Annotated in this window: 25 protein-coding genes; all 25 read right to left on the bottom strand. The window is 62.1% G+C overall.

What is annotated here, in order from left to right; genetic code table 11:
* Window positions 1-7: 7 nt before the first annotated feature.
* A complete protein-coding gene (gene rpsK, locus BLT40_RS19115; RefSeq protein WP_007513384.1) occupies window positions 8-394 on the bottom strand; it encodes a 30S ribosomal protein S11 in 387 nt (128 codons plus the stop codon).
* A gap of 12 nt (window positions 395-406) precedes the next feature.
* Entirely contained in the window at window positions 407-763 is a 357-nt protein-coding gene (gene rpsM, locus BLT40_RS19110) for a 30S ribosomal protein S13 (protein WP_036115440.1), read from the bottom strand.
* Between the two features lie 126 nt (window positions 764-889).
* A complete protein-coding gene (gene secY, locus BLT40_RS19105; protein ID WP_036115442.1) occupies window positions 890-2,209 on the bottom strand; it encodes a preprotein translocase subunit SecY in 1,320 nt (439 codons plus the stop codon).
* 4 nt (window positions 2,210-2,213) lie between these two features.
* Complete coding sequence (gene rplO, locus BLT40_RS19100; RefSeq protein ID WP_036115445.1) at window positions 2,214-2,645, bottom strand: 50S ribosomal protein L15; 432 nt, start codon at window positions 2,643-2,645, stop codon at window positions 2,214-2,216.
* A gap of 3 nt (window positions 2,646-2,648) precedes the next feature.
* Window positions 2,649-2,852, bottom strand: coding sequence for a 50S ribosomal protein L30 (gene rpmD, locus BLT40_RS19095; RefSeq protein ID WP_036115449.1), 204 nt, complete (start codon window positions 2,850-2,852; stop codon window positions 2,649-2,651).
* Window positions 2,845-3,354 (bottom strand): 30S ribosomal protein S5, encoded by a 510-nt coding sequence (rpsE, locus tag BLT40_RS19090; protein WP_029213879.1) that lies wholly within the window; start codon window positions 3,352-3,354, stop codon window positions 2,845-2,847. The genes rpmD and rpsE overlap by 8 nt, the downstream gene beginning before the upstream one ends.
* Before the next feature lie 127 nt (window positions 3,355-3,481).
* Window positions 3,482-3,832 (bottom strand): 50S ribosomal protein L18, encoded by a 351-nt coding sequence (rplR, locus tag BLT40_RS19085; protein WP_036115451.1) that lies wholly within the window; start codon window positions 3,830-3,832, stop codon window positions 3,482-3,484.
* A 30-nt stretch (window positions 3,833-3,862) separates the two neighbouring features.
* Window positions 3,863-4,390: a 50S ribosomal protein L6 gene (rplF, locus tag BLT40_RS19080; RefSeq protein ID WP_036115453.1), complete on the bottom strand. Its 528-nt coding sequence runs from the start codon at window positions 4,388-4,390 to the stop codon at window positions 3,863-3,865.
* Between the two features lie 11 nt (window positions 4,391-4,401).
* Window positions 4,402-4,797: a 30S ribosomal protein S8 gene (rpsH, locus tag BLT40_RS19075; RefSeq protein ID WP_036115455.1), complete on the bottom strand. Its 396-nt coding sequence runs from the start codon at window positions 4,795-4,797 to the stop codon at window positions 4,402-4,404.
* Window positions 4,798-4,964: 167 nt separating this feature from the next.
* Window positions 4,965-5,270: a 30S ribosomal protein S14 gene (gene rpsN / locus BLT40_RS19070; RefSeq protein ID WP_036115457.1), complete on the bottom strand. Its 306-nt coding sequence runs from the start codon at window positions 5,268-5,270 to the stop codon at window positions 4,965-4,967.
* A gap of 14 nt (window positions 5,271-5,284) precedes the next feature.
* The gene (gene rplE, locus BLT40_RS19065; RefSeq protein ID WP_036115460.1) at window positions 5,285-5,824 is read right to left on the bottom strand and encodes a 50S ribosomal protein L5; all 540 of its coding nucleotides are present in this window, start codon (window positions 5,822-5,824) and stop codon (window positions 5,285-5,287) included.
* A gap of 12 nt (window positions 5,825-5,836) precedes the next feature.
* Window positions 5,837-6,148: a 50S ribosomal protein L24 gene (gene rplX / locus BLT40_RS19060; RefSeq protein ID WP_036115464.1), complete on the bottom strand. Its 312-nt coding sequence runs from the start codon at window positions 6,146-6,148 to the stop codon at window positions 5,837-5,839.
* 13 nt (window positions 6,149-6,161) lie between these two features.
* Window positions 6,162-6,530 (bottom strand): 50S ribosomal protein L14, encoded by a 369-nt coding sequence (rplN, locus tag BLT40_RS19055; protein WP_036115467.1) that lies wholly within the window; start codon window positions 6,528-6,530, stop codon window positions 6,162-6,164.
* 14 nt (window positions 6,531-6,544) lie between these two features.
* On the bottom strand, window positions 6,545-6,805 hold the full coding sequence (gene rpsQ / locus BLT40_RS19050; protein ID WP_036115469.1) for a 30S ribosomal protein S17: 261 nt from the start codon (window positions 6,803-6,805) through the stop codon (window positions 6,545-6,547).
* 11 nt (window positions 6,806-6,816) lie between these two features.
* On the bottom strand, window positions 6,817-7,002 hold the full coding sequence (gene rpmC / locus BLT40_RS19045) for a 50S ribosomal protein L29 (RefSeq protein WP_036115473.1): 186 nt from the start codon (window positions 7,000-7,002) through the stop codon (window positions 6,817-6,819).
* Window positions 7,002-7,415 carry a 50S ribosomal protein L16 gene (gene rplP / locus BLT40_RS19040; RefSeq protein WP_036115475.1) on the bottom strand — a complete coding sequence of 138 codons (414 nt, stop codon included), beginning with the start codon at window positions 7,413-7,415 and terminating at the stop codon, window positions 7,002-7,004. Before rplP ends, rpmC begins: the two co-directional genes overlap by 1 nt.
* Window positions 7,416-7,426: 11 nt before the next feature.
* The gene (gene rpsC / locus BLT40_RS19035; RefSeq protein ID WP_036115478.1) at window positions 7,427-8,149 is read right to left on the bottom strand and encodes a 30S ribosomal protein S3; all 723 of its coding nucleotides are present in this window, start codon (window positions 8,147-8,149) and stop codon (window positions 7,427-7,429) included.
* Window positions 8,150-8,164: 15 nt separating this feature from the next.
* Window positions 8,165-8,500 carry a 50S ribosomal protein L22 gene (gene rplV, locus BLT40_RS19030; protein WP_036115481.1) on the bottom strand — a complete coding sequence of 112 codons (336 nt, stop codon included), beginning with the start codon at window positions 8,498-8,500 and terminating at the stop codon, window positions 8,165-8,167.
* Complete coding sequence (rpsS, locus tag BLT40_RS19025) at window positions 8,500-8,772, bottom strand: 30S ribosomal protein S19 (RefSeq protein ID WP_029213892.1); 273 nt, start codon at window positions 8,770-8,772, stop codon at window positions 8,500-8,502. The genes rplV and rpsS overlap by 1 nt, the downstream gene beginning before the upstream one ends.
* 13 nt (window positions 8,773-8,785) lie before the next feature.
* On the bottom strand, window positions 8,786-9,607 hold the full coding sequence (gene rplB, locus BLT40_RS19020) for a 50S ribosomal protein L2 (protein WP_036115484.1): 822 nt from the start codon (window positions 9,605-9,607) through the stop codon (window positions 8,786-8,788).
* A gap of 18 nt (window positions 9,608-9,625) precedes the next feature.
* Window positions 9,626-9,919, bottom strand: a complete 294-nt coding sequence (gene rplW, locus BLT40_RS19015; protein ID WP_036115487.1) for a 50S ribosomal protein L23 — start codon at window positions 9,917-9,919, stop codon at window positions 9,626-9,628.
* Window positions 9,916-10,518, bottom strand: coding sequence for a 50S ribosomal protein L4 (gene rplD, locus BLT40_RS19010; RefSeq protein ID WP_036115490.1), 603 nt, complete (start codon window positions 10,516-10,518; stop codon window positions 9,916-9,918). Before rplD ends, rplW begins: the two co-directional genes overlap by 4 nt.
* 11 nt (window positions 10,519-10,529) lie before the next feature.
* Entirely contained in the window at window positions 10,530-11,171 is a 642-nt protein-coding gene (rplC, locus tag BLT40_RS19005) for a 50S ribosomal protein L3 (protein WP_036115493.1), read from the bottom strand.
* Window positions 11,172-11,191: 20 nt separating this feature from the next.
* Window positions 11,192-11,503: a 30S ribosomal protein S10 gene (gene rpsJ / locus BLT40_RS19000; RefSeq protein ID WP_014402136.1), complete on the bottom strand. Its 312-nt coding sequence runs from the start codon at window positions 11,501-11,503 to the stop codon at window positions 11,192-11,194.
* 460 nt (window positions 11,504-11,963) lie between these two features.
* The coding region (locus BLT40_RS18995; RefSeq protein WP_143025921.1) for an elongation factor Tu at window positions 11,964-12,844 on the bottom strand (881 nt) is incomplete at its 5' end.

The following is a 12,844-nucleotide window of genomic DNA, read 5'->3' as shown; positions in this document are numbered from 1 at the left end:
ATGCTCCTTAGACGCGACGCTTCTTGGGGGGACGGCAGCCGTTATGCGGAATCGGCGTGACATCGATAATGTTGAGCACTTTATAGCCCAACGCATTCAGTGAACGCACGGCCGACTCACGGCCCGGGCCGGGGCCCTTGATGCGAACTTCCACAGTCTTCACACCGTAGTCGCCTGCAGCGCGGCCAGCCTTCTCGGCGGCAACCTGGGCAGCGAACGGGGTCGACTTACGGGAGCCGCGGAAACCCGCGCCGCCTGCAGTCGCCCACGACAGGGCGTTGCCCTGACGATCGGTGATCGTGACGATGGTGTTGTTGAAAGAAGCCTGCACGTGTGCCACGGCATCCGTGACGACGCGCTTGATCTTCTTCTTGGTTTTAACCGGCTTAGCCATAATCGGTATCCGTTACTTCTTGATCGGACGACGCGGACCCTTACGGGTACGGGCGTTGGTACGCGTGCGCTGGCCGCGCACCGGCAGGCCACGACGGTGGCGCAGGCCACGGTAGCAACCCAGGTCCATCAGGCGCTTGACCGCCATGCCGACTTCGCGGCGGAGGTCACCTTCGACCGTGTACTTAGCGATTTCAGCTCGGATCTTTTCGACCTCGCCTTCGCTAAGCGACTTGATGGGCGTGGTCGGAACCACGCCTGCATCCACACAAACCTGCTTCGCCCGCGAACGGCCGATTCCGAAAATGCTCTGCAGGCCGACCCAGACATGCTTCTGGACTGGCAAATTGACACCCGCGATGCGCGCCATGATGTACTGTCTCCGATGCGTTTCGTGCGCGGTAAACGCGCAATTTTAACCTGAATTAACCTAAACGGGAAGTCCTGCGGCGCTGGGCGCCAAGGCCTCCCCTACTTGGGGGCTTATCGCCCAATCTCAGCCACGGCGGAGATTGGACTTCTTGAGCAGACTCTCGTACTGGTGGCTGACGAGATGGGCCTGGACCTGAGCCGTGAAGTCCATCACCACCACCACCACGATCAGCAGCGAAGTGCCGCCGAAATAGAACGGTACGTGCCAGGCGTTCTGCATGAACGTGGGCACCAGGCAGACCAGCACGATGTAAATCGCGCCAACACCGGTAAGCCGGGTCATGACGCCATCGATGTAGTCAGCCGTCGCGCGACCCGGACGAATACCCGGAATCAACGCGCCCGAACGCTTGAGGTTATCCGCCGTTTCCTGCGAGTTGAACACGATCGCCGTATAGAAGAAGGCGAATCCGATCACCAGCACCGCGAACACGATGTCGTGGACCGGCTCACCCGGGCTCAGCGCCGTGGTCAGCCACTGCAACCAGCGCGACTGATTGGCTGAGCCAAACCAGGTCGCGGCGGTTGCCGGAAAAAGCAGAAGGCTCGTCGCGAAGATCGGCGGAATGACGCCCGCCATGTTGATCTTCAGCGGCAGGTGCGAGGTCTGGCGCTGGAACTGGCGCTGGCTGCCCTGCTTCGCGTAGTTCACCGTGATGCGCCGCTGGGCGCGCTCCATGAACACCACGAACGCAGTCACCGCCAGGATCAGTGCCGTCACCATGAGCAACTTCAGAACCGACAGCTCACCGTTGTTCGCCATGGTCAGCGTGTGCGCGATGGCACCCGGCAGACCCGCGACGATACCGGCGAAGATCAGCATCGAGATACCGTTGCCGATACCGCGTTCCGTGATCTGCTCACCCAGCCACATCAGGAACATCGTGCCGGCGGTGAGGCCGACGACCGATGCCATGACGAAGCCGGCACCCGGCATGTAGACGACCGGACCGCTGGCGCCGACCTGCTTCTGCAGGGCGACCGCGATACCGAAAGCCTGAAATGCCGCCAGACCGACCGTGCCGAAACGCGTGTACATGGTCATCTTGCGACGACCCGACTCGCCTTCCTTCCGCAGAGCCATGAGCGACGGAATGACCGAGCCCATCATCTGCACCACGATCGATGCCGAGATATACGGCACCACACCAAGCGCGAACACCGAGAAACGCGACAGCGAACCACCGGAGAACATGTTGACCATGTTCAGCAGGCCGCCGCCGCCTTCCACCAGGCTCGTCATCGCCTCAGGATTCACGCCCGGAACCGGGATGAACGAACCGAGGCGGAAGACGATCAGCGCACCGATCAGGAAGAAGATGCGCTGACGCAGTTCCGTCAGTTTGCCCAGCGAGCCGAGCGTTGTGCCCTGCGCTGCAGCCACCTGATTACTCCACGCTGCCGCCGGCGGCTTCGATAGCCGCCTTGGCGCCGGCTGTCGCAAGCACGCCCGAGAGCTTGATCGCGCGATTGATTTCACCCTTCAGGACAATCTTGACCTTCTTCGCGCGGCTGGTCACGAGACCGGCGGCGTGGAGAGCGATCAGATCGATCGTGTCGGCTTCGATGACGGCGAGCTGGTACAGCATGACCTGCTGCGTGTCGGCCTTCTTCAGCGAGCGGAAGCCCACCTTCGGAAGACGACGCTGCAGCGGCATCTGGCCGCCTTCGAAACCCACGCGGTGCGTGTTACCCGCACGGGCGTGCTGACCCTTGTGACCACGGCCGGCCGTCTTGCCGAGGCCGGAGCCGATACCGCGAGCGACGCGGGTACGGGTCTTGCGAGCGCCCTTACCGGGCCTGAGATCGTTAAGACGCATGACTTACTCCTCGACCCGAACCAGGTAGTAGACCTTGTTGATAAGGCCACGGACCTGCGGGCTATCCTTCAGTTCGCGGACGTCGTTGAGCTTGCCGAGGCCGAGGGCCTTGACGCTCAGACGATGACGACCCTGCACGCCGCGCAGACCCTTGACCAGGCGCACGCGGACGGTACCGCCAGCGGCGGTTTCATTCTTCTTAGCCATTGCCGAGAACCTCTTCGATCGTCTTGCCACGCTTGGCGGCGATGCGCTTCGGCGAAGCAACGGCCTGCAGACCCTTGATCGTCGCGCGGACGAGGTTGATCGGGTTGCGCGAGCCGACAGCCTTGGCGAGCACGTCCTTCACGCCAACCACTTCGAGGACAGCGCGCATGGCGCCGCCGGCGATGACGCCGGTACCCTGCGAAGCAGGCTGCATGTAGACGCGAGCCGCACCGTGGTTGGCCTTGATGGCGTACCACAGCGTGCCGTTGTTGAGTTCGATGGACACCATGTTGCGGCGGGCGCGCTCCATGGCCTTGGAGATGGCAACCGGCACTTCACGCGCCTTGCCATAACCAAAACCGACGCGGCCTTCGCCATCGCCGACAACCGTCAGCGCGGTGAAGCTCATCTGGCGGCCACCCTTGACGGTCTTGGCCACGCGGTTGACGGCGATAAGCTTTTCAAGCATGCCGTCCGAATTTTCGCGATCTGTCGAGGACATCTCTTTTCCTGATAGCCCGGCATGGTAGTTAGCCGGGACTTCTGTTTACGGCTCGGTCGCCGCTTGGAGTTGTAGTTACAGCGGGCGGCACCGGCCCCTGAGGACCGATACCGTGGCCTGACGCCTCTTAGAACTTGAGGCCGGCCTCACGAGCCGCATCGGCCAGAGCCTTGATGCGACCGTGATAGCGGAAACCCGAGCGGTCGAACGCGACAGCTTCGATACCGGCGGCCTGGGCGCGCTCGGCAACGATGCGACCCACCGTGGTGGCGGCTTCAATGTTCTTCTTGCTCTTGAGACCTTCGGCAACCGAGCTCTGCACGGTCGAGGCGGCTGCCACGACGGTGCCGTTCGGCGCGAAGACCTGGGCGTAGATGTGCTGACCGGTGCGGTGCACGCTCAGGCGGGCGACGGCGAGCTCACGGATGTGGGCACGGGTCGACTTGGCGCGGCGCAGGCGGGATGTATTCTTGTTCATCGTCTGGTCTCCAGAAAGCGGATAGGCCGATTAGGCCTTCTTGGCTTCCTTCAGGATGATCTTCTCGCCGGCGTAGCGAACGCCCTTGCCCTTGTAGGGCTCCGGCGAACGGAAAGCACGGATCTTGGCGGCCGTCTGGCCCACGAGCTGCTTGTCGGCACCCTTGATAAGGATTTCCGTCTGCGTCGGGACTTCGATGGTGATGCCTTCCGGCGCATCGAACACGACCGGGTGCGAGAAGCCGAGGGAAAGGTTTACGGCCTTGCCTGCCAGCTGCGCGCGGTAACCGACGCCGACGAGCTCGAGCTTCTTCTCGAAGCCGCTGGCCACGCCGGTCACCATGTTGGCGATGATCGCGCGGGCGGTGCCGCCGAACTTGTCGTCTGCACCGTCGGCCAGAACGATCGTAAGGACGCCATTGTCCTGCGAGAGCGAGACGCCCGGCAGCTCGTGGGTCGTCAGGGTGCCCTTCGGGCCCTTGACCGAGACCGTGCCATTGGCGACGGAGACTTCAACGCCCTTCGGGAGGGTGATGGGGAGCTTGGCTACGCGTGACATATCGGGACTCCTTACGCCACCTGGCCGATGACTTCGCCGCCCAGACCCTTCGAACGGGCCTGCGCGTCGGTCAGGAGACCGGCGGAAGTCGAGATGATCGAGATACCCAGGCCACCGAGGACCTTCGGCAGCTCGTCCTTGCCGCGGTAGACGCGGAGACCGGAACGGCTGACACGGGAAATGGTTTCAATGGCCGGACGGCCTTCGAAATACTTGAGCTTGATCTCGAGGACCGGCTTGCCCGCTTCGTCAGCGGTACGGGCGTCGAGGATGTAGCCTTCGTTCTGAAGAAGCTTGGCCAGGGCCAGCTTCACTTTCGACGACGGCATACGTACAACCGCTTTGCCAGACGCCTGGCCGTTGCGGATGCGCGTAAACAGATCGGCGATGGGATCAGTCATGCTCATAAGAAAAACCCTTGAGAGTACCGATATCCGTATGACCGGAAATCTTAAATTGTAGTGCCGACAAATCGTCGGTCTGCATTGCGCAGACCGACGACTATAGCAGCATGAGGCGGCCTGGACAAGTTTTGTCCAGGACCACCCTCCCCCGCCGGAGCGGAGGCTGTTTTTTACCAGCTAGCCTTGCGCAGACCCGGGACGTCACCACGCATGGTGGCTTCGCGGAGCTTGTTGCGGCCGAGGCCGAACTTGCTGTAGACGCCACGCGGGCGGCCAGTCAGTGCGCAGCGGTTACGCTGGCGCGACGGGCTCGCGTCACGGGGAAGCTTCTGCAGCTTCGTCTGGGCTTCCATCTTCTCGTCGTACGAAGCGGTCGCGCTCAGAACGATCGCCTTGTATTCCGCACGCTTGGCAGCGTACTTCTTGACGAGCTTGGTGCGCTTGAGGTCGCGCTCGACCATCGAGGTCTTGGCCATGTTCTACCTGTTGATCAGTTGCGGAACGGGAAGCTGAAAGCTTCCAGCAGCGCCTTGGCTTCTTCGTCGGTCTTGGCGGTCGTGGTGATGGAGATATCCATACCGCGCAGCGCGTCAACCTGATCGAAGTCGATTTCCGGGAAAATGATCTGTTCCTTGACGCCGAAGTTGTAGTTACCACGGCCATCGAAGGCACGGCCCGAGACACCACGGAAGTCGCGCGTACGCGGCAGCGAGATGTTGATCAGGCGGTCCAGGAATTCCCACATCTGGGCACGACGCAGCGTGACCTTGCAACCGATCGGCCAGCCATCGCGGATCTTGAACGAAGCGACCGACACGCGGGCCTTCGTCGTGATCGGCTTCTGACCGGCGATCTTCGTCATGTCGGCAACGGCGTTATCGAGGATCTTCTTGTTACCGGCAGCTTCGCCGACGCCCATGTTGAGCGTGATCTTCGTAATGCGCGGAACCTGCATCACATTCTGGTAACCGAAGCGCTCAGTGAGCTTCTGCATTACCGACTCTTTGTAAAACGTTTCAAGACGGGTCATGACTTCGGTTCCTTACGCGTCGACTACTTCGCCGGAGCGGAACACGCGCACCTTGCGCCCGTCCTCGAGCGTCTTGGTGCCAGCGCGCTCGCCCTTGTTCGTGGCGGAGTTGAAGAGCTGTACATTGGAGATATGGATCGAGGCCTCACGCTCGACGATCCCACCCGGCTGGTTGGCCTGGGGGTTCGGCTTGGTGTGGCGCTTGACCAGGTTGACGTTCGAGACGACAACGCGGTCGCCATCGACGCGCAGCACGTCGCCGCGCTGCCCCTTGTTCTTGCCGGTGATGACGACGACGTTGTCACCCTTGCGGATACGGTTCATGTCTGGCCTCCGCTCAGAGCACTTCGGGCGCGAGCGAGACGATCTTCATGAACTTCTCGTTGCGCAGCTCGCGGGTAACCGGCCCGAAAATACGGGTGCCGATCGGCTCGAGCTTATTGTTGAGGAGGACGGCCGCGTTACCGTCGAAACGGATAACGGAACCGTCAGCGCGGCGCACACCCTTGGCGGTACGAACCACCACGGCGTTGTACACCTCACCCTTCTTGACCTTACCGCGAGGAATGGCGTCCTTGATGGTCACCTTGATCACATCACCGACGCTGGCGTAACGGCGCTTCGAGCCGCCCAGCACCTTGATGCACATCATTTCCTTCGCACCGCTGTTGTCCGCTGCGGAAAGCGAGCTTTGCACCTGAATCATGGCTGCTCTTCTCCTTAGACTTCAGCGCGCGTGACGATTTCGACCACGCGGTGATGTTTGGTCTTCGACAGCGGACGGCATTCCGCGATCCGCACCAGGTCGCCCTCGTTCGCACCGGTCTCGTCATGTGCGTGGAGCTTCGTGGAGCGGCGGATGATCTTGCCGAGCAGCGGATGCTGCACCTGACGCTCGATCAGAACCGTTACGGTATGGTCCATCTTGTTGCTGATGACACGCCCCGTGAGGGTGCGCGCCGTCTTCGTGTTATCACTCATGTCCGCCGTCCTTACTTCTTAGCGCCGAGCACGAACTTCGTGCGGGCGATGTCACGCCGAACGCGGCGCAGCTGGTGCGGCTGAGTGAGCTGACCGGAGCCCTTCTGCATGCGCAGATTGAACTGCTCCTTGCGAAGGTCCAGCAGATCCTGCTTAAGCTCTTCCGCCGACTTCTGGTTGATATCTTTGCTGGCCATTACATCACCGCCCTGGAGACGAACTGGGTCTGGACGGACAGCTTTGCTGCGGCCAGACGGAACGCTTCGCGTGCCGTCGTCTCGTCGACACCTTCGATTTCATAAAGCATGCGACCGGGCTGGATCGGAGCGACCCAGAACTCGACGCTACCCTTACCGGCGCCCATTCGAACTTCGATCGGCTTGCGGGTGATCGGCTTGTCCGGGAAGACCCGGATCCACAGCTTGCCGCCACGCTTGACGAAACGCGTGATGCAACGACGGGCCGCTTCGATCTGACGTGCGGTCAGCTGACCGTGCGTCGTCGCCTTGAGGCCGTACTCGCCGAAGCTCACGAGATTGGAGTTGAACGCCAGGCCGTCATTGCGGCCCTTGAACTGCTTGCGGAACTTAGTGCGCTTAGGTTGCAACATGGCAACGCTCCTTACTTGGCCGTCCGCTCGCGGCGGTTTTCACCACCGTCGCGGCGCGACTGCTGAGGCTGCTGTTCTTCCTTCGACTCGGCCGTAGCTGCCGCCAGATCGAAGATCTCGCCCTTATAGACCCATACCTTGACACCGATGATGCCGTACTGGGTCTTGGCTTCGGCGGTGCCGTAGTCGATGTCCGCACGCAGCGTGTGCAGCGGAACGCGACCTTCACGGGCCCACTCGGAGCGAGCGATCTCGGCGCCATTCAGACGGCCGGAGACGTTGATCTTGATGCCCAGGGCACCGAGGCGCATCGCGTTACCGACCGAGCGCTTCATGGCGCGGCGGAACATGATGCGACGCTCGAGCTGCTGAGCGATCGATTCAGCGACGAGCTGGGCATCGAGCTCCGGCTTACGGACTTCGCTGACGTTGATGTGCGTCGGGACGCCCATCATGTCGGTGACTTCCTTACGCAGCTTCTCGATGTCCTCACCCTTCTTGCCGATCACCACGCCCGGACGGGCGGTGTGGATCGTCACGCGGGCGGTCTTGGCCGGGCGCTCGATCTGGATCTTCGAGATACCCGCGGCGGCGAGCTTCTTGCGGAGCATCTCACGGACCTTCAGGTCCGCTGCGAGATACACAGCATACTCACCCTTGTTTGCGTACCACTTCGAGTTCCAGTCCTTGGCAATGCCGAGGCGGATACCGGTGGGATGAACTTTATGACCCATCGTCTCTTACCCCAGTCAGTTGCCAACAACCACAGTGATGTGGCTGGTGCGCTTCAGGATGCGCGAACCGCGGCCTTTGGCGCGGGCGTACATACGCTTCATCGCCGGACCTTCGTCGACGAAGATGCGTGCGACCTTCAGCTCGTCGACGTCGGCACCGAGATTGTTCTCGGCGTTGGCGACGGCGGAGAGCAGCACCTTGCGAACAAGGTGAGCGGCCTTCTTGTTGGTAAAGGCGAGCACGTCGCTGGCTCGGCCCACGGGCAAACCGCGGACCAGGTCAGCCACCAGGCGTGCCTTCTGCGCCGAGATGCGGGCGCTGCGCAGGATCGCTTTGGCTTCGGTGCTCATCACTTGCCCTTCTTGTCGCCGGCGTGGCCCTTGTACGTGCGGGTCACCGCGAACTCGCCGAGCTTGTGCCCGACCATGTTCTCGTTGATCAACACAGGCACATGCTGGCGGCCGTTGTGGATGGCGATGGTCAGACCGACCATCTCCGGCAGGATCATCGAACGACGCGACCAGGTCTTGATCGGACGCTTGTTATTGGCGGAAACGGCGGCTTCCACCTTTTTCACGAGGTGCAGGTCGACGAACGGACCTTTTTTTAGAGAGCGCGGCATGATCGTTTCCTAATTACTTGCGACGACGCACGATGAACTGTTCGGTGCGCTTGTTGTTGCGCGTCTTGTAGCCCTTGGTCGGCGTGCCCCACGGCGAGACCGGATGACGGCCACCGGAGGTCTTGCCTTCACCACCGCCATGCGGATGGTCGACCGGGTTCATGACGACGCCGCGGACGGTCGGACGAATACCTGCCCAACGCTTCTTACCGGCCTTGCCGAGCTTGCGCAGGCTGTGCTCGGAGTTGCCGACTTCACCGATGGTGGCGCGGCATTCAACCGGGACGCGACGCATTTCGCCGGAGCGAAGACGCAGCGTGGCATAGCCCTGCTCGCGAGCGACCAGCTGGACCGAAGCGCCGGCGGAGCGTGCGATCTGCGCACCCTTGCCCGGCTTCATCTCGATGCAGTGGATCGTGGAACCGACCGGGATCGAACGAAGCGGCAGGCAGTTGCCCGGCTTGATCGGAGAGTCGGAACCCGACACGAGACGATCGCCAACCGCCACGCCCTTCGGCGCGATGATGTAGCGGCGCTCGCCGTCGGCGTAGCACAGCAACGCGATATGCGCGGTGCGGTTCGGATCGTATTCAAGACGCTCGACAACGGCGGCAATGCCTTCCTTGTCGCGCTTGAAGTCGATGATGCGGTACGCCTGCTTGTGACCGCCGCCGCGATGACGGGTGGTGATGCGACCGTAATGGTTGCGACCGCCGGTCTTCGACTGCGATTCGGTCAGGGGCGCGTAGGGAGCGCCCTTGTACAGACCTTCGGTCCGCACGCTGACAGCGTCGCGGCGGCCCGGGGAGGTCGGCTTGTGAGTGATCAGTGCCATCTCAATTCAACTCCTGGCTCAGGCCTTGGCCGACACGTCGATCGTATGACCGTCGGCGAGGCGCACGTAGGCCTTACGCTTGCCCTGGCGGTTGCCAGTGCGAAAGCGGAACGACTTGACCTTGCCCTTCGTGTTAACGAGGTTCACATCCAGGACTTTGACGTCGAAGAGATGTTCCACCGCTGCACGGACATCGGCCTTGGTCGCCTCAGGCGCCACGACGAAAACGTACTGGTTATTCTCAGCAAGGCGAGCCGACTTCTCGGAGATGTGCGGCGCGCGAAGCGTATTAAGCGTGCGTTCGGTGCTCATGCGAGCCACTCCTCGACCTTCTTGACCGCGTCCACCGTCATGACGACATAGTCGCTACCGACCAGGCTGACCGGGTTCAGGGCCAGCACGTCAACGACGTGGATGTACGGAATGTTGCGAGCGGACAGGTACAGCGCTTCAGTGGCGTCTTCCGACACCAGCAGCACGCGACCCTTGACTTCGAGCTCGGCCAGCTTGGCGATCATGCCCTTGGTGCTCGGGGCTTCCATCGACAGCTCGGACACGACCTTCAGGCGATCCTGACGGTTGAGTTCGGCGACGATCGAACGGATCGCGACGCGGTAAGCCTTGCGGTTGACCTTCTGCTCGAAGCTGCGCGGCTTGGCCGCGAACGTCACACCACCGCCGACGAAGATCGGGGCGCGGTAATCGCCGTGGCGTGCGCCGCCACCCTTCTGCTTCTTGAACTTCTTGGTCGTACCGGACATCTGACCGCGAGACAGCTGAGCCTTCGTGCCGGCACGGCCAGCCGCCTGATAGGCGGTGACGACCTGGTGCACGAGGGCCTTCTTGTACTCGCCGCCGAACACGTCGTCCGACACGGTGAGCGCCTTGGCGCCAATAACGTTGAGTTCCATGGCGTCTCTCCTCAGCCCTTGGTCGTCGGGCGGATCACGACATCACCACCCGGCGCGCCCGGGACTGCGCCCTTGACTGCGATGAGGTGACGCTCGGAATCGACCTTGACCACTTCGAGGCCCTGCTGGGTGCGGTTGACCGCGCCCATGTGGCCCGACATCTTCTTACCAGGGAACACGCGGCCCGGCGTCTGACGCTGACCGATCGAGCCAGGGGCGCGATGCGACAGCGAGTTACCGTGCGTGGCGTCGCCCATCTTGAAGTGGTGACGCTTGATGGTGCCCTGGAAACCCTTACCCTTCGACACGCCGGCGACGTCGACCGTCTGACCGACAGTGAACACGTCGTCAGCCTTGATCTCGGTGCCGATCGCGTACTTGCCTGCGTCTTCCGCGGAAACGCGGAACTCCCACAGACCGCGGCCGGGCTCGACCTTGGCGTTAGCGTAGTGACCCTTCAGCGGCGAGGTGAGGAGCGAGGCGCGCTTGGCACCCGTCGTCACCTGCACGGCGCTGTAGCCGTCGTTTTCTTCGGTCTTCACCTGCGTCACACGATTCGGGGTCGCTTCAATCAGCGTCACCGGAATCGAGCGGCCGTCTTCGGTGAAGAGCCGGCTCATGCCGCACTTGCGGCCAACCAGTCCGATACTCATCTTCGTATCCTTTTATCCGCTCAGCCGAGCTTGATCTGCACGTCAACGCCAGCCGCGAGATCGAGCTTCATGAGCGCGTCCACGGTCTTGTCGTTGGGGTCGACGATGTCCAGAACGCGCTTGTGCGTACGGGTCTCGTACTGGTCGCGGGCATCTTTGTCGACGTGCGGCGACACCAGAATGGTGTAGCGCTCAATCTTGGTCGGCAGCGGGATCGGGCCGAGGACCGTAGCGCCGGTGCGCTTGGCCGTCTCGACGATTTCGCTGGCCGAACGATCGATCAGACGATGATCGAACGCCTTGAGCCGGATGCGAATCTTTTGGTTCGCCATAAAAACCGTGTCCTGTTATCGAAAGAACGTTCTTGTGATTCGGAATGGCTTCTCGCCACCCCGCACAACCCTTGTTACTGACCTACGGGTGTCGCAACGGGCCGAACTGGAACGGTGTGGCACCGCCCGGAACGACCCGAAAAAGTCAGGCAGGCCGTATAAACGGCCTGCCCAGACAGAAAAGTATAGAATACACAACGACATCGGTCAACAGAGCTCGCGCCCGTTGGCCTGGCTGGCACTCTATGCGGCATCCATGCCTGCGAACTCGAAGCACATTCCGTGCGCCTCATTTCGCGGTGAGCCCGTCCCGAAGGACTTAGGGCTGATATAACTCGGCGAATATAGCCGGTCTGCCGGAGAAAAGGAAGCCCCTGCTCAAAAAATTACCAAAAAAAAGCGGGAGCTTTCGCTCCCGCCTCTTCAACAGCCGGACAGGTCACCCTGCCCCGGCGATTTCTTACTTGTTGATCTTGGCGACGACGCCGGCGCCGACGGTACGACCGCCTTCGCGGATCGCGAAGCGCAGGCCTTCGTCCATGGCGATCGGGAAGCCCAGGGTCACCGAGATCTTCACGTTGTCGCCCGGCATCACCATCTCGACGCCTTCCGGAAGCTTGATCGAACCGGTCACGTCCGTGGTACGGAAGTAGAACTGCGGACGATAGTTGCTGAAGAACGGCGTGTGACGGCCACCCTCGTCCTTCGACAGGATGTACACCTCACCCTCGAACTCGGTGTGCGGCGTGACCGACTTCGGAGCAGCCAGCACCTGGCCGCGCTCGACGTCTTCACGCTTCAGGCCGCGAACCAGCACGCCGACGTTGTCACCGGCCTGACCCTGGTCCAGCAGCTTGCGGAACATTTCCACGCCCGTGACCGTCGTCTGCTGGGTGTCCTTCAGACCGACCACTTCGGCCGGGTCACCCACCTTGACGATGCCGCGCTCGACGCGACCGGTCAGCACCGTACCGCGACCCGAGATCGAGAACACGTCTTCGACCGGCAGCAGGAACGGCTTGTCGATCACGCGCTCCGGCTCCGGAATCCAGCTGTCCAGCGCATCGACCAGCTTGATGATCGACGGCACGCCGATTTCCGACTGGTCGCCGTCCAGCGCGAGGCGGGCCGAACCGTGAACGATCGGGGTGTCGTCGCCCGGGAACTCGTACTTCGACAGCAGCTCGCGGACTTCCATCTCGACCAGCTCGAGCAGCTCGGCGTCGTCGACCATGTCGGCCTTGTTCAGGAACACGACGATGTACGGCACGCCGACCTGACGCGAGAGCAGGATGTGCTCGCGGGTCTGCGGCATCGGGCCGTCAGCGGCCGAGCACACCA

The sequence above is a fragment of the Dyella sp. 333MFSha genome, assembly GCF_900102405.1.
In the GTDB taxonomy this organism is placed as follows: Bacteria; Pseudomonadota; Gammaproteobacteria; order Xanthomonadales; family Rhodanobacteraceae; genus Luteibacter; species Luteibacter mycovicinus.
The sequence above is the reverse complement of the archived record's forward strand: the minus strand, read 5'-3'. Positions and strand labels throughout refer to the sequence as shown.